Origin of the sequence: Pseudomonas sp. 7P_10.2_Bac1 (assembly GCF_025465935.1) — a bacterium.
In the GTDB taxonomy this organism is placed as follows: domain Bacteria; phylum Pseudomonadota; class Gammaproteobacteria; order Pseudomonadales; family Pseudomonadaceae; genus Aquipseudomonas.
Genome location: NZ_JANLNV010000088.1, coordinates 141155 through 159530, shown reverse-complemented (window position 1 = coordinate 159530; position 18376 = coordinate 141155). Strand labels below are relative to the sequence as shown.

Below are 18376 nucleotides of genomic sequence, written 5' to 3'. Positions count from 1 at the left end.
CGGGCAAAGCAGCACCTATACCGCGGGCCAGGCCCGCAGCAGGGTGTGACAAGTAAAAGGAATACCCTGTGGCGGTTAGCCCACGGGGCGCAAACTGCGTGTCGCGCTCGCGATGGTGCGGGCGGTGTTGATCACTTTAGGTGCCAGGTGCTTGCGCGCATCTTCCAGGTTCCAGCGGCTGAACGGCACCGAAATGTTCACCGCACCTAGCGGATAACCATCGGCATTGACCACCGCGGCTGCAACGCTGATATCGCCCGCGAAGTACTCTTCCTGGGCGTAGGCATAACCCTCTTTGCGCGCTTCAGCGATGAAGGCGCGAAGTTGATCGAGTTCGGTCACCGTACTGGGCGTGTAACCCCGTCGCTCGGAGGCCAGCAGAATCGCGTCAGACTCGCTTTCCGGCAGCGCGGCCAGGTAAGCCCGGCCCGCCGAGGTGCAGTACATGGGCAGGTGACGCCCCAGCGGCATGTGAATGGCAATTTGCTTGTGGCTGGGGAAGCGAGCCACGTAAAGCATGTCCAGGCCGCAAGGCTCCAGCAGGTTGCAGCTCTCCTCGACGCTGCGGTTAAGCTCATGCAGGTACGGGTTGGCGCGTTCGATCAACTCACTGGTTTGCAGGTAACCGGTGCCCAGATCAAGGGATTTTGGCGCCAGGCGAAAGCGCTTGGTGACCGGGTCCTTATACAGATAGCCCAGCGCTTCAAGGGTGAACGCCGAACGCTGGACAGCGCTTTTGTTCAGCCCTGTCGCTTCAGCCAATTCAATCAGGCTCATGCTCGGGCGCCCGGCGCGAAAGGCTGTCAGCAGCGACAGCCCCTTGGACAAAGCGGTGATGAACAGTGGCGAGTCTTCTAGGGAACTCATGGTTGTTTCCTTTTTCTGCCGCGAGGCATGTCAATCACGGTACTGATTAGGGGTGAATACTCAAAAGCCTGCATGGGCTCAAGTGCTGTTCGTTACTCAAAATGGCTCAATACAATACCGGGCTCCACAACGGGCCGGTTACGTTCAAATCTGTCAACGGCAAACGGCCGCATACGTTCATCCACCTCTCCCTTGACGATGGCCCGGGCCAGAAATTCACCGGCAGCCGGTGCTCCCGCGTGGCCATAGCACCAGCCTGCACTCATAAACAGACCGGGCAAGTCGTGGTGGGCGCCTAATAACGGGCCGAAATCCCTGGAGATATGCACCAGCCCCGCCCATTGCCGCAAGATACGTGCATGCCCCAGTTGAGGGAACATCTCCAGATACGCGCGGGCTGTCGCTCCCATGACCGGGACATCGGCATTCAGGGTGTTTTGCGCACGCTCGGCCACTTCAGCGCCGCCCACTACCTCGCCGCGCGCAGTCTGATGCATGTAGCAGAGGCGATCGAGCAGCGCAACCGCAGGACCAATCAAGAGCCTCATCGGCTCCAGCGCCATGGCTTCTAGGCGCATGGGGTAGCCGTCCAGCGGAACACCGGCCAATTGCGCCAGGCGGTTGCTTTCTGCACCGCCTGCCAACACCAGGGTGTCCGTTGCGATACGCCGTTCACCCACACGCACACCCGAAACCCTACCGGCGCTGCGGTCAATGGCCGTGACTTCGGTCCGATAATGGATACTCACCCCGCGCGCAACGCAGGCCTGGCGATAGGCGTACATGGCGGCATGGTGCGGCGCCACCCCGCTGTCCGGCAGGTGCAGCGCAGCGCTGACGCGATGGTGGGCCAGGGCCGGCAGCACTTCACGCAACCGCTCAGCAGTGAGCAGGCTGGAATGGATACCGCACGCCCGGTGAACGTCCAGTGTCCGGTCGAGCATGGCGGCCGTGCTGCTGCGCTCCCCGATCATGGTGTAGCCTCGGCGCGAGTACATGACGTTCTCGCCCAGGCGCCTGGACAAGCCTTGCCACAAGTGACACGAATGCGCAAAAAAGCGGGTCCATTCCGGCGAGCTGAACGCCCCGCGAATCAACGTGCCGTTACGCCCCGAGGCGCCGCCCTGCCAGTAACCGGCATCGAGTACGAGAATGTCGCGCACGCCAAGTTCAGCCAGGTTGAAGGCCAGCGACAGGCCCTGGATCCCGGCGCCGACGATAACGATCGACGCGTGTGCCGGTAAAGGTTTCAGTTCAGTCATTGCAAAGGCTCCACGACATCGGCCAGACCGGCTGCCTGCGCGACACTCAAGGCGCGCCGTGGCGGGCGCAGTGTCGGCCTGGGCAAGGCGTGTAAAGGGATACCGCTGCGCGCGCTGACCAATGCCCGCAGAGAGTCCCAGCACGGCTGGCCCTGACAAGGCCCCATGCCGCACGAGGTCAGTCGTTTGATCACCTCGAGGTCGGTAATACCCTGCTCAATCAAGGCTTCGACCTCATGACAAGACACATCGAAACATGGGCACAGCAGTGCCGCGTCGCCGGTATGGCCGGCCACGGGCAGCCATTGATCAGGCTCAGCCGCCGCGCCGGTAGTGCGCAAACGACTTGGCCGCCGTTCGCGCAATTGCAGCAGCCCCTCGGCGCGGCTCTGGAACGTCAAACTGGCGTCCACCAGCCATGGCCCGGCGTGAACCAGCGCATCGCAGGCAATTGGTTGATCGAACACCGCTCCGGTCACCGCATTGCGCCCCATGACGCGGCGCAGCTCGCCGATCGGCTTGTGCGCCACCACATTCACACCCAGTTCGCGCAAACGATCGGCCACCGCCGCCTGCTCGCCATTGCCGACCACCACCACACGAGTGCCGGGCGCCACCGCCTGTTCATGCGCCATGATCAGCGCGGTTCGTACCTCCATGACACCGGGCAGCCAGATGTTGGGGATCACCGGCGGGCAAGCACGACGCCCGGTGGCCAGCACCACCTCATCGGCTTCCAGTGCCAGCGCTCCCAGAGTCGGGTCATGGGGCGCGCCGAGCAGCAACTCCCCTTCGCGGTAGGCGCCAAACACCTCGACACCGGGCACCAGTTGTACCCGTTCATCCAGCAGTGGTGTCGGCTGGCCAGCACTTTGCGCGAAGCGGGCCACACGATTGCCGCGCGTCACCAGCACTACGCTGCGTCCGGCGCGTGCGGCGTCATTGGCCGCCGCACACCCTGCAGGCCCGGCGCCGATGACCAGCACCTCGGCACTCAGGTAACGGCCTTGCGGGACGGCGACTTCAGCCGTGCCTTCTGCGGGTTTGGCGACGCCTGCCAGAAAAGCCAGCACAGCCTCCCAGCGCTGAAACAACGCCGTGCCACTGGGCACCAGATTGCTGTGCTCAAACCCGCCCTGGATCCAGCGCGCAGGAATCAGCCGGCACAGGCGCAGCACATCAAATGCCGGGGCGGGCCAGCAATTTTGCATCTCGACCCGCACCCCGGTCGTGACAGGCAACAGATCAAGACGCACATTCGGCACGCCATTCACCCGAGCCAGCACCCCGGCCACGTAAGTCCCCGAGTAGCCCAGCGGGCGATGGGACTTACGCGTCCAGGCCAACGTTTTCACGCCGTTGGCCAATAACGCCGTCGCCAGGCTTTCACCTTTGCGACCCTGCAACAAGCGTCCATTCCAGAAGAACTCGACACGCTCGCTGCTGGCATGTTTGAGGCGCAGGTTTTCCTTGCTCATTCAACGGCCCTCCCGGCCTTGCGCTTGGCCATGATGCTGATGCACAGCATGATGATCGACAACAGCGTCATCAAGGTGGCAACCACGGCGATCAAGGGGTCGATCTCGGAGCGCAACGAACTGAACATCCGCTTGGTCAGTGTCGCTGAATCGCCGCCACTGATAAACAGCGACACCACGGCCTCATCCAGCGAAATGGCAAAGGCGAACATCGCGGCGGCAATCACTGAAAAACGGATTTGCGGCAGGGTCACGTCAAAGAACGCCCGCAGCCGACTGGCGCCGAGGATACAGGCGGCCTGCTCCTGGGTCATGTCGAAGCTGCGCAACCCGGCGCTGACGTTGATCACCACATACGGTAACGCCAGCAGCGTGTGCCCCAGCACCAGGCCCGGGATGGTGTTGTTCAGATCGAAACGGGCGTAGACAAAGAACAGACCAATGGCGATAAAAATCGTCGGCACAATCATCGGCGCCATCAACAAGCCGCGCAGTACCCCCGACAGTTTGGACTGGGTCACGTGCAGCGAGTACGCGGCGGCAGTGCCCAGAGTGGTCGCCAGCACCATCACCAGTGACGCCGTAATCAGCGACACCTGTGTTGCGCTGCGCCATTCCAGCGATGCGAAGTACTTGAAGAACGGTTCGATACTGAACGACTTGGGCGGAAAGCTCAGGTATCGCGCATCCGAAAACGACATCGGAATCACGATCAGCGTGGGCAATATCAGGAAGATCATGGTGGCCAACACCAGCACGTACAGCCAGGAGCCGCGCACCACCGCCATCAGATTTTGTTTTAGTCGGACCATGATTTCACTCGCTGCGCCGGCCGAGGCCCGCGCTCTTTTTGACAATGAACAGCATCAACAAGGTGGCCAACAACAGCACCACACCCAGCGACGAAGCCGCACCCCAGTTGGCGTACATGGACACATCACTTTCAATGCGCATCGAAATCATCTGTACCCGGCCGCCGCCCAGCAATGCAGGCGTCACGTAGAACCCCAGCGTGATGACAAATACCAGCGTGGCGCCAGCGGCCAGACCAGGGCCCGACAACGGCAGAAAAACATCACGAAAAGCCCGCGACGGGGAGGCGCCAAAGGCCGCCGCTGCCTGGGTGTAGATCGGATCGATGCTTTTCATCGCCGCAAACAACGGCAGAATCATGAACGGCAGCATGATGTGCACCATGCCGATTACCGTACCGGTGAGGTTGTACACCAGTGCCAGCGGCGCATCCGTGATGCCCAGGCTCATCAGCAGTTGGTTGGCGATGCCGCGCCGCTGCAAGATGATCAGCCAGGCATAGGTGCGCACCAGCAACGAGGTCCACAGCGACACCATCAGGAACGCCATGGCCAGATTGGCCATCCAGCGCGGCCCCTTGATCATGAAATACGCATAGGGGTAGCCGATCAGCACGCAGGCCACCGTCACGATGATGGCGGTCTTGAAGGTCTGAATGAAGGTCAGCACATAGATCGGTTCAAGCAGCCGGGTGTAGTTCTCCACCGACAAGTGCCCATCGGCATTGAACAGCGACAGCCAGAACAACCAGCCGATCGGCAGCACAAACGTCAGCAACACCAGCAGCAACGCCGGCACTCCGGAGCCGAACAAATACCAGCGTTCACGACGCTGGGCCTTGAGCAGGTCACGCGCGTTGAGCGCATCTGAAATGGCGCTGCTCATTGATCGTCTCCGACCAGCAGCGTGTCCTGAACGTGCAGGCCCAGGACCACGGCATCACCGCGCACGGGCAAGTGGTTATTTGCCGAGCTGTTGGTCGGCCGACGAATCGCAACCGCCATGCCCTCCCCCAGATCGATCTGCACCAACTGGCTCTCGCCCTGGAAAATCACGTCAGCCACGCGACCATGCAGCACGTTGTAGTCACTGGCTTCAGGGCTCACAAATTGCAGCTTTTCGGGCCGTACCACCAGGCTCGGATTCTTCAGCCCAACTGCCGTGTTGGCGCCGCGTAACGGCCGGCCCTGAAACAGCGCCTGCCCAGCGTTGAGGGTCACCGGCAAGCAGGATGACTCCCCGACAAACTCGGCAATGAAACGGTTGGCCGGACGCTCGTACAGGTTGACCGGGGTGTCGATCTGCCGAATCCGCCCTTTGCTCATGACCGCGATCCGGTCCGACATGGTCAACGCTTCGCGCTGGTCATGGGTCACGTACACCACGGTCATGCCCAGCCGCTCGTGCAGGCGGCGCAACTCCAGTTGCATGGTTTCACGCAGGCGTTTGTCGAGGGCCGAAAGCGGCTCGTCCATCAACAGAATCTTCGGTTCAAAGACGATGGCCCGGGCCAGGGCAATGCGCTGGCGCTGACCGCCCGACATTTCTGTGATGCCCCGCTCGATCAGATGATCCAGCTCTACAGTGGCCAGGGCCTGCTGCACCCGCTGGCGAATGTCATCGCGTTTGTACCCGCGCAGCTTTAATGGGTAGGCAACGTTTTGGAAGACGTTCATGTGCGGGAACAGCGCATAGCTTTGAAACATCATCCCCACATCGCGTTTGTGCGGCGGCTCGAAGATCATCTCGCGGCCGCCAAAGCGAATGCTGCCGGCGTCGGGGCGAACGAACCCGGCCAACGCCATCAGCAGCGTGGTTTTGCCCGAGCCGGAAGACCCCAGCAGCGACAGGAACTCACCGCTTTTGATCGAAAGCGACACATCATCCAGCGCAGCAAAGCTGTCGTAGGTCTTGGTCAGTTTTTCAATGTCGATCGACATCGAAAGTTTATGTTCTTCGGACATATTCACACTCGGCACATTAGGACGTTACGCGCCCTTTTCGAAGACGGGACACCGCGGGTGCCCCGTCCCGCTTCTTAGTTAGCGAGAAACAGGGCGAACCGCTGGCGAACCGCCTCCTGGTTCTTGACCCACCACTCAGGTGAAACCGTGACCACCTTGTCGATGTTCTGTGGCGATGTGGGCAACCGCGCCGCCAGTTCCGGGGTGATGATCGGCAAGTCATACGCCTTGGCATTGACCGGGGAATAAGGAATCAGCGTGGCAAGCATGGCTTGACTCTCCGGCTTCATGATCTGCGCAATAAGCTTCATGGCCAGGTCCTTGTTCGCCGCGCCCTTGGGCACGATCAGGCAGTCATGGCTTAACAGCGCGCCATCAAAGCTGTAATTGACCTTGTCACCACTGGCTTTAACCTCGTTGACCCGACCATTCCAGATCGCCAGGAAATCCACCTCGCGGGTGCGTAACAACTGCGCCGAATCCGCGCCAGCGCTCCACCAGTTGACGACCTGCGGCTTGATCCGGCTCAGCACCTTGATCGCGCGTTCGACATCCAGCGGATACAGGTCCTTGGGGGCAACCCCATCGCCCAACAGCGCGGCTTCCATGGTCAGCCACGGCTGACGGTACAAAGCGCGCGCGCCCTTGACGTTGGGGTCGAAGAACTGCTTCCAGTTTTTCGCCACCGGCGTTCCCGTGTCTTCAGCCCAGGCCACAACGGTGGCGTAGGCATGGCTGGCAATCCAATGACTGCTGACCACGGATTTGTCGACATTGGAAGCGTCGATCACGCTGTAATCCAGCGGTTCTGCCAGCCCTTCCATCTGCGCCTGAGCGCACTCGGTACTGCCCAGTTCCACCACGTCCCACTTGGGTTTGCCAGACATCACCTGGGCGCGCACAGCGGCCAGACCGTCCATGTTGTCTTCCTTGATGGTCACACCCAGCACCTTGGCGGCGGGTTCCAGATAGGCCTTGCGTTCCGCATCCTGCAAGGCACCGCCCCAACCGGAAAATGTCAGGCTGGCGGCCAGCACCGGGAAACTGGCTCCCCACGCCAAAGAGGCCAACACCGCACCGTGCAACAGGCATTTCTTGAAACTGCTCATGGTCGCCGCCTTATCAGTTCTGGATGAATACGTCGAAACGACGCTGAACCTCAGCCTGATGGCCTTGCCACCACACAGGATCGAAGAACACCACTTTGTCGATATTGGCCGGTGCCGTCGGCAGCGTGGCCGCCATATCCGCCGGAATGATCCCGGTGTCATAGGCCTTGACGTTGATCGGCGGGTTGGGAATCAACGTCACCAGCGTCGCCTGGCTATGGGGTTTCATGATTTCTGCGATCAGCTTCATGGCCAGGGCTTTGTTCGGCGCACCTTTAGGTACCACAACGCAGTCGTAATCGAGCAACGCGTGGTCATAGGTGTAGTCGACGTTCTCGCCGGATTTTTTCAGTTCTTCTACCCGAGACGCCCAGATGGCCAGAGCATCCACTTCACGACTGCGTAGCAGTTGCGCAGAGTCGGTGCCACTGCGCCACCAGTTGACTATCTGCGGCTTGATACGGTCCAGCACCTTGAACGCCCGGTCGATGTCCAGCGGGTACAACGCTTTGGGCGATACCCCATCGGCAATCAATGCCAGTTCCAGGGTGGTATACGGCTGGCGGTACATGGAGCGCGAAGCTTTTATCGAAGGATCAAAGAATTCCTGCCAGTTTTTCGGGGTCGGCCCTGTCGCATCCTTGGCCCAGGCCAATACGGTGGAGTAGGCATTGCTGGCGATCCAGTTCTTGCCATAGAAGTTGGATGCCACGCCGTCGGTGCTGATGACCGAGTAATCCAGAGGTTCAGTCAGCCCTTGCTCTTGTGCCAGCACGCAATCGTTGGATGCCAACTCGACCACATCCCACTTGGGCTTGCCGGACATCACTTGGGCGCGCACGGCGGCCAGGCCGTCCATGTTGTCTTCCTTGATGGTGATTCCCAGAGCTTTTTCTGCAGGCTTCAAATAAGCCGTGCGTTCGGCATCCTGCAACGCTCCGCCCCAACCGGAGAACGTCACACTGTCTGCCGCCTGGGCGTACACGCTGGAACAGAGGGAGATGGCGAGACCCAGAGTGGCCATCCGCTTGTTGATTAATCGCATTTTCAACTCCTGAGTTTGTTGTAATTAGACAGTTGAATAAAACGCCGGGCCGCGAAGCCCGAATCACTCTTTTTATAGTGAGCGCGGGCACTTCGACCCGCTGCTTGAACCTCTTTTACTGATCAACCAGCCACCGCTTGGGTGAACCATTACTGACACGTAACGTTTGATAAATCCTTTATCCGCTCAAGCGTCCTTGAAGCGATACCAGGCGTAGGCCAGGCGTTGGCCTACGCGTAGAAAAGGTTGAAACGGGAAACGTTTTGGGCACTGGTGAAGAAAGTCCACTTCGGTCGGATGCGGATCACCGGCAACCATCTGGGCCAGACGCTTGCCCACCTGGGTCGAGAACGACACACCGCTACCGGCATACCCGCCGCCCGAAAATACGTTGTCCAGTTCAGGCACCCGGCACACAAATGGCAGCGAAGTTTCACTGACCGCCACCCAGCCCCCCCAGTTGTAATCCACTTCAATGCCCTCAAGCATCGGGAACTTGCGGCACAGCGCGTCATGCAGGTTTTGTCGGTGTTTGGGGCTTTCGGCTTCACGCCCGGTGATCGCGCTGCGGCCGCCGAACAAGATGCGGTCATCCGGCAAACGACGGTAGTAAGACAGTAAATGCCGGGTATCGAACATGCATTCACTGCCGGGTAAGGTCTCGCGTTTTTCTTCGGCCGTGAGCGGGCGAGTCACGATAATTTGCGAGTGCACCGGCAACACCCGCCCGGCCGTGGCACGGTTCAGGGCCGTTGACGTGTAGCCATTGGTGGCGACCACCACCTTGCGGGCCGTCACCACGCCGCCCGGCGTCACCAGCCGATGGCAGCCGTTCGGGCTGGTCCATTCGGTCACAGGTGACCCCACATGCACCGTGGCACCTGCGGCACGGGCCATGCGATGAATGCCCCAGGCCAGTTTAAGCGGATGCATTGAAAAGCCATCGGGCATGTACAACGCGCCGAATGACTCCGCGCCGCGATGCACCGCTTGTACCTGATCACCACTGACCAACTGCGCGCCATAGCCCAGTACATCGTGGTACAGCCCCACTTCACGCTTCAGCGATTCGACATGGCGGGCATTGCTGGCAACCTTGTACACGCCATCGGGCTGCACATCGCAGTCAATCCGGCCTTCGCGGATCAGTCCGCGCACGGTGTTCAGCGCGGCCGTCATCTCTGCAAAATAGTTTTTGGCGGTTCTCTCGCCATAGCGCTCGATCAACTGGGCCAGCGGCACCCGCCCGCCCGAGATCCGCGCAAAGCTGCCATTACGACCGCTGCAACCCCAGGCGACCTGATTGGCCTCCAGCACCACCGCACGAATGCCGTGTTCACGCGCCAGATGCAACGCACAACTCAGGCCGGTGTAACCGGCACCGATGATCGCAACTTCAACATCAATGTCACCCTTGAGCGGGCCGTCATCTTGCGGTGCAGAACCCGCCGTATCCACCCAGTAAGACGAGGAATGGGGCACTCCGATGCCTGGATGAGCATTGACCAGTGGATCGTACAATTTAATCTCCGTATCGCTGTGCGATATATTGGAATCATTTAAATGCAATGCTCGATCAAATAAATACGACTGTCAATCGCATAAATAACTTAAAAAATCATTAAATTATCTTGGAGACACCACATAGCATCCAGACAAAGCGCTAAGCCATTGAAAGATATGGGGAATCAGGCGTTTGCCAGGGCGTGGCGCGCCGATGAGCGGTTCGTCACGAATGCAGGAAGGGAGCACACAAAGGTGTGTGACGGGGTTGAAGCAGGTATGTAAAAAAAGGGCGGTGAGTCTCCCCACCGCCCCTTCTATCAGAACTCGTAGCTCAAGCGAGTGTAGTAAAACGTACCTTCGGGGGCGGCCGGTGACAGGTAGCTGTACTTCTGGCTCGGGGTTTGACGCAGGTGGCTGTCAAAGTCATCCGGCTTGCTGTTGAACAGGTTGTTGGCACCTACCGACACGCGCAACTGCTTGGTGAAGGCGTAGTTGACGTCCAGGTCTGTGGTCCATTGGGCGCCGAAGGTCTGGTCGTATTGCGAATCGCTGGCCTGGGAGGCGAACTTGCGGTATTCGCCATAACGGGTTTCGTTCAAGGCCACGGTCCACGGGCCGTAACGGTGAATAGCGCCCAAGACGAACTTGTCTTTCGGGTAGCCATACTCCAGGTAACCACGGCTTTCGCGGGTCACGGTTTCGAAGCCGTTAGGGTTTTCATGGACCTTTTCAATGGTGGTTTTGGCACGGGTGTAACCGGCGGTCAGCGCCAGTGCTCCGTACTGTTGCAGATCAAAGTTGTACTTGCCGACGATGTCGACGCCGCGGGTGCGGGTATCGACCGCGTTGGTCATGAACTGCGCCCAACTGTACTGCCCGTAGCCGGCTTCGGTCAGGATGCGCTCGGCATCGGGGCCGGAAATACCGCCGCTGAACAGCAGCCGATCACGAATCGAGATCTGGTAAGCATCGATGGTGACAGAGGCCTGATCGACCGGACGCAGCACCAGACCCAACGAGTAGTTGGTGGATTTTTCAGGCTTGAGTTGCTCGGCGCCCAGGGCGCGTGCCGCCGGGTTATCGGACGGCAAGATACGGGTCAGGACCGGGTTGCCATTGGCATCGACGTTGGTGGTGGTGGTCCAGGAGGTGCCGATTTGACCCAGAGTCGGAGCGCGGTAAGCGTTGTTGACGGTGGCGCGCAAACCAACCTTGGGGGTGAAGTCATAACGGGCGGACAGTTTGCCCGTGGTGGCCGAACCGAAATCCGAATAGTGCTCGGTACGTGCCGCCAGGCCCAATTGCAGTTTTTCAGTGACCTGGTTTTCCAGGCCGAAGTAAATACCGGTCACATCCCGCGAATAAGTACCCGCGTCATCCGGGGTCAGGCCCGATGCCTGGACGCCACCGACCTGGACGCCATCGATACCGCCAAACGAGTAAGACTGCGCATCACCGGACTCCAGGCGATAACGCTCATTGCGATAGGCGATCCCGGCCGAGATGTTCAACGGGTTGGTCAGCCAGTCAACCGGCAGGTCTTTGACGTAATCCAGACCCACGTTGGTTTGTTCGTTGATCAGCGTCGCAATCTGGAATTTGGTTGGGCTGGCGATACCAAAACTGGGGTTGAGAGTGTTGTAAGCCAGTTCATCATGTTCGTCACGACCATAAGTGGCGCTCAGGTCAAAGCGGCCCAGGCTGTCGTCTTCATAACGGGTGCCGACCGTCAATGCACCGTCTTCATAGCGGTAACGGTATTTCGGGATGGTGCCATTGGGGTAGATTTCAGTGACGTTGTTCGGGCTGCTGGCCAACAGCTGCGGCGTGTTGTTGACCGACTTGTCCTGGCCGAACGTGGCGAAGCTGTAGAGGCGCCATTGATCGTTGAGGCCGATTTCGGCATTCGCTGCCAAGTTGTATTTGTCACGTCCGGCACCGCCCCAACGCGGGTCTTGCAATTGCCCATCGGCGAAGTACTTGTCACCGATATCGTCGGGTTTGTTGTTCAGCGCGTTAAAACTGACGGTCAGAAAGCCATCACCCGGCAACCCTAGGCCGTACCAGCCGTCAGCGGTTTTGCTGAAGCCATCACCTTGGGAAAACTTGCCCAATTGCGTGTTGATTTGCCCGCCGCTGTCGCGCTCCTTGAGCACGATGTTGATCACCCCGGCAATCGCATCCGAACCGTATTGTGCTGAAGCACCGTCACGCAGCACTTCGACGTGGTCGATGGCGCTGATCGGGATCATGTCCAGATCGACCGACTGGGCACCAATAAATGGCACCCCTCCCGACAGGTTGACCACTGCCGAGGCATGGCGGCGCTTGCCATTGATCAGTACCAGGGTTTCATCCGGAGACAGACCGCGCAAAGAAGCGCCTTTAGGGTCCTGGCCACGGGTTGCGCTCTGGTTTTGCGGAAAGTTGAACGAGGGCAACAATTGGAACAGCGCCTGGTTGAGCGTCACGGCACCGGTCTGCACCAATTCTTCGCTGTTGATCACATCCACCGGCGCGCTGCTGCTCAGGGCCGTCGCGTTGGCGCGGCGGGTGCCGATGGCGACCACCCGGTCGAGCGCTGTGGTGGGTGCTGCGTCCTGGGCCTGGGTGCCAGCCTTGTTGGCGTTCGCAGCACCTTCCTTGATGATGAAGGCACCGTCCGGGCTGACTTGCAGCCGCAGGCCGGTGCCGCGCAACGCTTCGCCAACGGCCTGTTCAGCCGACAACGAACCGTTGACCGCCGCCGACGAATAGCGGCTCAATTGCGGGGTAAACGAAATCACCTGCCCGCTCTGGCGGCTGATGTTGAGCAGCACTTCATCCAGCGGCCCGGAGGCAATGTGGTAGACCTGGCGGGCTTCTTCGGCCGCATAGGCACAGGTCAGAAACAGGCTGGCCAGAGGCCCGATGGCGAAAGCCCGCAACTGGCGACGTGAAAAGGTAGTGGACGCGCTCAAAGTGTATCTCCCTAAATCTCTGAACAACGCTGCTCCCCGCAGCGCTTACGGGAGAGGTGTGGAGCGACGCCCGGAAAACTTGCAGATCGTTTGGTTATGTCCTTAGAACTGCGCTCAAGCGGGCACGACGGTGACCCAATAATCGGTGCGACGCACCACTTGAACAGGCAAGGTCCGCGCCAACGTATCCAGCACTTGCTCGGTTTTATCCAGCCGGAACATCCCGCTGACGCGCAACTCGGCAACCGACGGATCAATGCGCAGCACGCCACTGCGATAAGGCCGCAACGCCTCGACAATTTGCCCCAGCGGCACATCACGCACTTCGAGCAAGCCATCGACCCACGCAGCGGCACCCATGCTCATGACACGTGCTGTGCTGAACCCGTAGCGGTCATAAGACACTTCATGCCCCGCTTGCAGTTGTAGGGTTTCCAGCCCCTGGCGGGCAATCTGCAACGCGCCCTTGAGCGCCATCACCAGCCCCTGCCCTTCACGCTCACGTACGGCCACATCACTGCCGAACACCTGGATCAAGGTTTGCGGTGTGACTAACTGAAAGGGCGTCGCGGGATTGGGCGCGACTTTGACCCGCAGTTCTCCATCGAGCAACCGGACCACCCGACGCGGGCCCTCGAAGTCCAGATCGACCGAGCTTTTGGCGTTCATAAACAACTCGCTGCCATCGGGCAAACTCACGGTGCGACGCTCAGCCGTACCTGTCGATACGTCCGCAGTCAGCTCCCCCAGCGCGGTGCGCTGGCTGACCAACAGACTGGCGCCAATGGCCACACCGGTACAGGCCAGCGCGCCCTGCAATAGTTTGCGACGGCTGGTGCCAGGAGTATTCAGGACCTGTTGCAGCACCTTGCCGCTGACCCCTTGGGCAATCGGCACCTGGAAAACCCCAAGGCGGTTTTCCAGTTGGGCGCAGAGTTGTTCGTGCTGCGGGTCTTGCGCGCGCCATTGCCGGTAAGCCTGCCAGTCAGCTTCGCTGGCATGGCCTGAACGCAGTAGCACAATCCATCGAGTGGCGGTGTCGATCACGTCGTCGTGTTGGTTATCGATGTTCATTTCATTCCAGGCAAGCTCGCAGGCAGCGATTGACCGCCTTGGTCATGTAGTCACTGACCGAGCGTTGGGAAATGCCCAATTCAGCGGCAATTTCAGGATAAGTCAGGCCATTGACCTGAGACAGCAGAAAGGTGGCCTTGACCTTGGCCGGCAAGCCATCAAGCAACTGATCAATGCATTGCAGTGCCTCGATCATCTGCGCCAGATCTTCGGGCGAAGGCGCCTCGTAGGCGTCATCCATCTGCAAAGCATCCAGATAAGCCCGCTCCAGATCACGTCGACGCCACAACTGATACATCAGGCGCTGGGCAATCGTCGTCAACAGCGCCCGGGGCTGGCGGATGGGCACCACACCGGGCGAACTCAGGAGCTGGACGAAAGTATCGGCCGCAATGTCTTCAGCATGGGCGCTGGAGTCGAGATGGCGGCGCAGTCGTGCACACAGCCACTGGTAATGACTGCGGAACAATCCGCCCACGTATTCACTGTGAGAAGTGTCGGCGCCGGACATGGAGACTCCAATGAGGGTGAGATGCGCTGTGTGTCCGGTGTACCGGCGGTGCAATGCTATCAAAAGGCATTATTCGCTAATAATACTTAAAACATATTTTTATATAACTTTTAGCAATACTCGGTGTGAGGTGCGCCCTACATCTCGGGCATGCGTGTTCCACCCTCAAAACAGAGGCAGACACGCTCTACTGGCATGTGGCGCGAGACCGGATTTTCTTGCAGATTATTTTTTCAGGCCCAGCTGGGTGGCCAAGGATGGGCACGATAGAACTGGCGCAAGGCATCGACATCAGCCTGGAACTGATTGTGCAGCCAGGTGTTGAAATGCTGGTGCACGACGTGCTCGCCCCCAGGCCAGACGTGGCAGTCGGCAATCGCCTGGGCCGCTTGCATCCCGGACATCAGCGCTTTGAGCACGCCGTGGGACGATGCAGGGTCCAGGATCGCCGCGGCATCCCCGACTTGAATGTAACCGGGCCCCATTGGCGCATCGGACAGGCGCCAGGATACGTCTGCGCCACGTATCGGGCCGACAGGCGTCAAATGCTTGAGCGTATCGGGCGCGCCGGTTGGCGCGCTGCTTGAGTCAAAATTAAGGGTTGTCCAGTGCAGCAGATGAGTGTCGACGCGGGCGATCCATTGCCAACCGTCCTTGACCGCGTTGAGCCGTGGCGTGTCATAGCCGGGCTCGAACTCGCCCTGGCAGTAGCCATAACGGGCAATCAGCCGCGGTGAAAAGGCCTGCCACTGGATCGGTAATTGTCGCCTGAGCCATCCGTGCCCTCCAGAAGCATCGACCACACAGGCAGCCAAACATCGCTCTGCCCCCAAGGTGACCCCAGCGACCCGGTTGCCCGCTTGAATAATTGTCGGACTGGCGCACGGCTGAATGATCTGCACACCCAACGCTCCGGCCCTGTCCAGGAGTTGCGCATCCAGGACGGCCCGCTCAATCTGAAAGCCTCGCCAGGGGCCAGCCCCATCACCACCAAACTCGACAAAGCGCGCCGCGCCGTCCCACTGCACCCAATGCCCAAGATGGCGCAGACAAACGAATTCGCTGTGTATCCCCAATTGGCCGAGTAGCGGTTCAATGGCCGGGTGCAAGGTTTCGCCGGGCCGGTGGCGCGCAAATGTTTCGCGCTCCAGCAGTGCCACCTGCATGCCCCGTTTTGCGCATGCGATAGCTGTGGCACAACCCGCAGGCCCTGCCCCGACCACAATCACGTCATAGTGATTCATCTTGTAAACACCACGGCGTATCGTCTTGCTTCACTAGCAAGGCGCCCTGGCTGACATACATGTGCACGCGTGACTCAATGTCCACATGACGACGCTTGAACTCGCCCGCTGGCGTTCTGATTGCACCGTGCTGGTAAAGGCATAAGTACATCACTTGGCCCTCCAGGCTGTGCCCTGCTTCGAGCTGGGCAGCGTCCAGAGCCTCGTCCGGCTGCTGCACGAATGTAAAAGACAATACTGACCACAGCCTTTTACCCGGTTTTTCGACGGCTCCAACCGCTCTATAGGCGCGGTGCATGGCCAGGACACGCTCGTGGTACTGCTCAGTCGTGATGTGCCCCGTGACAGCCAATGACAGCTTCCCATCCAAAGCTGCCAATGTGTAGTCGCTGTATTCGTAAGCCTGGTACTGAACCACCTGACGCCCCTCCAGATCGACCAAGACCGGGCCTTTAAGGCCGTCCCATGAAGGGGCGTCGGTTAAACCAATCTCGGCATCTGTCAAAGGAATAACCGAAGACGCTAAGCCGCGGGGTTCAAATGTTCGAGTTGAGTCCGGGGCCACGCCAGGCCAAAAGGAACCCAACGCCGCGCAAATGCGCGCATCTTCAGTAAACGGGCTGGCCAGCATGTAACCATTGAGCACGTTGGCAAAAGGTTTATCGACCGTGCCCCTACCCACTTCCCAGCCCGGGCCGAAGACGCCACTGGCGAAGTCGGGCAAACAGGACTGGCGTTGCGCCAAGGCTATTTCAGAGTCGTTCCACACCGGATCAGGCGCTGATGGTTCAAACGCCATGGAGACAATCGCCGTAGCGGTAATATCGTCATCAGCGAAATAATTGCCTTCCAGCGTCGGGTTGATCTGGAAGCGAACGTCCGACAATGGATTGACACGTGTATGCCAAACCTCGGGGCACGGCGGCGTCGAACAAGGGAAAACATCCGGATCACTTGACCACGCTTTCAGTTCGCGCTGCCCACACAGCGGGAAGAAGTCGGGAGCACCAATAATTGAATAGGCCGCGATGCTGTCCTTGTCCAGACCGCAAGCCGCCAACTCAGGGCAACTCGCCAGCACCCAACCGTCAGCCATTGCATCCTGATAGTGCAACGCGCGATAACCGCCCGCCTTGACGAGCGCATCCACACCTTCGACGTTATTCAGGTCTTCGATCTCGCCGTCGTCACGGACACTACTTCGGCCATGCACGAGCCCACCGGTGCCTGGTGGCATGATGAATGACAAGAGCTGCCCCTGATAATAGGCCTTCTCAACCAACCGCTCCTTGGCCTCCGGGACCAGCAGCCCCATACCAAAGCCTTCGGGGTCAGCCCAATCACAAAGGCCCTCGGTGATGACAAATGGATAATTCAGAATGTCGGGTTCTTGCCATCCTGTGTTCTTGTGCATCCTGTGCACTTGGCCGATCTTCTCGTTGATCTGGTAGTTCTGCAGTTGCACGGACAAGTCCAGGCCCTGCAGGCATTCGCCCCCCCCGAATAACTTGTGTATCGGCACCCAAAAATTCAAACCGGCATCAGTGGGCGATTGAAAACTCATGGGGCCAAAGCTGTCGCTATCACCGGCTTTTTGCATGGCGATGTACGCGCCATAACGGGCCGGAATAACCCGCATCTGCTGCGCATCGGCCTCGACAAACGGCAGGAACCCGCGCCGTGCGGGGTCATACAAGGCCGGCGCGGTACCTACCCGGGCTACGCCGGTCCGCGAGAAACACAAGTCGGCCTGGGCTTTATGCACGGTTTCGGGGCGCGGCCGGTACTCATAAGCAAACACCACTATCGCCAAGGGCGCTGCCCCCGCGTACGCCCGCAGCGTCTCCAGGCTGGGCGGGTTGATACCGTAAACAAAATTCAGCACCTGCTCGATTTCCAGCGCAGACGGGAAAGCAGTGAGCGGGCTTGCATCGGCAGCGCTCAGGACATTAGGCGAAGCAAACGCGTGATATAGCAGGCTTTGTGCAGGCCTGCCGGCTTCAATACCACGCCAGCCTGCGGGCGAGAAGTCTTCAAAGCCCTTGAGTGAGCGATCAACAGACAATGGCTTGGTCAGCTCTTGCTGCAAATCGGCCGCTGTAATGTCCAGGCCATGCTGCAACAGCAGTGAAGCCCAGCCGTGCGGCGCCAAGCGTGCGCAGGCCAGTTGTACGTCACGGATCAAAGCCATCGTGCGATCCTCAGGTATGAGCCTGGCTCGTGATAATCGGTTATCGGCTCATAGCATCTGCCCGTTCTACTGACGTGTATAGCTGATAGATTTATCAGGTACTGTCGTCGTGTTCAAAGGGGCTCGCCATGCTGGATAGCAAGGCTCTAGCCCCTAAGACAAGGACGGTGTGAATTGCGGTTGTGATGGGCATCCTCCCCATTGCAGCCCGCATAAGTGAAACGCTCCACACACAGTGGCGGCTCATGCTCGAAAACACTCTCGAGGCGCATGAGTTGATCGTAGCTATAGCGCCGATGGGTATCGCACCCGTCCCAGCTCCCGCGGGTCAATGACCGTTAGCGAAGGCGTG

The 18376-nt window shown here is 59.6% G+C and carries 14 protein-coding genes; all 14 read right to left on the bottom strand.

Annotated features, from left to right (window positions below; all coding sequences use genetic code 11):
- Positions 1-75 precede the first annotated feature (75 nt).
- Positions 76-867, bottom strand: coding sequence for an IclR family transcriptional regulator (locus NTD86_RS21095; protein ID WP_262205194.1), 792 nt, complete (start codon positions 865-867; stop codon positions 76-78).
- Positions 868-959: 92 nt separating this feature from the next.
- Positions 960-2129: an NAD(P)/FAD-dependent oxidoreductase gene (locus NTD86_RS21090; RefSeq protein ID WP_262205192.1), complete on the bottom strand. Its 1170-nt coding sequence runs from the start codon at positions 2127-2129 to the stop codon at positions 960-962.
- Positions 2126-3607 (bottom strand): 2Fe-2S iron-sulfur cluster-binding protein, encoded by a 1482-nt coding sequence (locus NTD86_RS21085; protein WP_262205190.1) that lies wholly within the window; start codon positions 3605-3607, stop codon positions 2126-2128. The genes NTD86_RS21090 and NTD86_RS21085 overlap by 4 nt, the downstream gene beginning before the upstream one ends.
- Positions 3604-4419: an ABC transporter permease gene (locus NTD86_RS21080; RefSeq protein WP_262205188.1), complete on the bottom strand. Its 816-nt coding sequence runs from the start codon at positions 4417-4419 to the stop codon at positions 3604-3606. Before NTD86_RS21080 ends, NTD86_RS21085 begins: the two co-directional genes overlap by 4 nt.
- A gap of 4 nt (positions 4420-4423) precedes the next feature.
- Positions 4424-5305: an ABC transporter permease gene (locus NTD86_RS21075; protein WP_262205186.1), complete on the bottom strand. Its 882-nt coding sequence runs from the start codon at positions 5303-5305 to the stop codon at positions 4424-4426.
- On the bottom strand, positions 5302-6384 hold the full coding sequence (locus NTD86_RS21070) for an ABC transporter ATP-binding protein (protein ID WP_262205184.1): 1083 nt from the start codon (positions 6382-6384) through the stop codon (positions 5302-5304). The genes NTD86_RS21075 and NTD86_RS21070 overlap by 4 nt, the downstream gene beginning before the upstream one ends.
- A 74-nt stretch (positions 6385-6458) precedes the next feature.
- Positions 6459-7493 (bottom strand): ABC transporter substrate-binding protein, encoded by a 1035-nt coding sequence (locus NTD86_RS21065; RefSeq protein WP_262205182.1) that lies wholly within the window; start codon positions 7491-7493, stop codon positions 6459-6461.
- A 13-nt stretch (positions 7494-7506) separates the two neighbouring features.
- Positions 7507-8538, bottom strand: a complete 1032-nt coding sequence (locus NTD86_RS21060; RefSeq protein WP_262205181.1) for an ABC transporter substrate-binding protein — start codon at positions 8536-8538, stop codon at positions 7507-7509.
- Positions 8539-8724: 186 nt separating this feature from the next.
- Positions 8725-10059 (bottom strand): NAD(P)/FAD-dependent oxidoreductase, encoded by a 1335-nt coding sequence (locus NTD86_RS21055; RefSeq protein WP_262205179.1) that lies wholly within the window; start codon positions 10057-10059, stop codon positions 8725-8727.
- 302 nt (positions 10060-10361) lie between these two features.
- A complete protein-coding gene (locus NTD86_RS21050; protein ID WP_262205178.1) occupies positions 10362-13004 on the bottom strand; it encodes a TonB-dependent receptor in 2643 nt (880 codons plus the stop codon).
- A gap of 114 nt (positions 13005-13118) precedes the next feature.
- Positions 13119-14078 carry a FecR domain-containing protein gene (locus tag NTD86_RS21045; protein WP_262205176.1) on the bottom strand — a complete coding sequence of 320 codons (960 nt, stop codon included), beginning with the start codon at positions 14076-14078 and terminating at the stop codon, positions 13119-13121.
- 1 nt (position 14079) lies between these two features.
- A complete protein-coding gene (locus NTD86_RS21040; RefSeq protein ID WP_262205174.1) occupies positions 14080-14589 on the bottom strand; it encodes a sigma-70 family RNA polymerase sigma factor in 510 nt (169 codons plus the stop codon).
- A 233-nt stretch (positions 14590-14822) separates the two neighbouring features.
- Positions 14823-15833 (bottom strand): NAD(P)/FAD-dependent oxidoreductase, encoded by a 1011-nt coding sequence (locus NTD86_RS21035; RefSeq protein WP_262205173.1) that lies wholly within the window; start codon positions 15831-15833, stop codon positions 14823-14825.
- Positions 15820-18024 (bottom strand): hypothetical protein, encoded by a 2205-nt coding sequence (locus NTD86_RS21030; protein ID WP_262205171.1) that lies wholly within the window; start codon positions 18022-18024, stop codon positions 15820-15822. Before NTD86_RS21030 ends, NTD86_RS21035 begins: the two co-directional genes overlap by 14 nt.
- Positions 18025-18376: the final 352 nt, after the last annotated feature.

Bases quoted from the DNA above. Each gene is read 5' to 3' on its own strand.
- NTD86_RS21040 (WP_262205174.1), bottom strand. From the start codon at position 14,589: ATGTCCGGCGCCGACACTTCTCACAGTGAATACGTGGGCGGATTGTTC.
- NTD86_RS21035 (WP_262205173.1), bottom strand. From the start codon at position 15,833: ATGAATCACTATGACGTGATTGTGGTCGGGGCAGGGCCTGCGGGTTGT.
- NTD86_RS21095 (WP_262205194.1), bottom strand. From the start codon at position 867: ATGAGTTCCCTAGAAGACTCGCCACTGTTCATCACCGCTTTGTCCAAG.
- NTD86_RS21070 (WP_262205184.1), bottom strand. From the start codon at position 6,384: ATGTCCGAAGAACATAAACTTTCGATGTCGATCGACATTGAAAAACTG.
- NTD86_RS21030 (WP_262205171.1), bottom strand. From the start codon at position 18,024: ATGGCTTTGATCCGTGACGTACAACTGGCCTGCGCACGCTTGGCGCCG.
- NTD86_RS21045 (WP_262205176.1), bottom strand. From the start codon at position 14,078: ATGAACATCGATAACCAACACGACGACGTGATCGACACCGCCACTCGA.
- NTD86_RS21085 (WP_262205190.1), bottom strand. From the start codon at position 3,607: ATGAGCAAGGAAAACCTGCGCCTCAAACATGCCAGCAGCGAGCGTGTC.
- NTD86_RS21060 (WP_262205181.1), bottom strand. From the start codon at position 8,538: ATGCGATTAATCAACAAGCGGATGGCCACTCTGGGTCTCGCCATCTCC.
- NTD86_RS21075 (WP_262205186.1), bottom strand. From the start codon at position 5,305: ATGAGCAGCGCCATTTCAGATGCGCTCAACGCGCGTGACCTGCTCAAG.
- NTD86_RS21080 (WP_262205188.1), bottom strand. From the start codon at position 4,419: ATGGTCCGACTAAAACAAAATCTGATGGCGGTGGTGCGCGGCTCCTGG.
- NTD86_RS21065 (WP_262205182.1), bottom strand. From the start codon at position 7,493: ATGAGCAGTTTCAAGAAATGCCTGTTGCACGGTGCGGTGTTGGCCTCT.
- NTD86_RS21090 (WP_262205192.1), bottom strand. From the start codon at position 2,129: ATGACTGAACTGAAACCTTTACCGGCACACGCGTCGATCGTTATCGTC.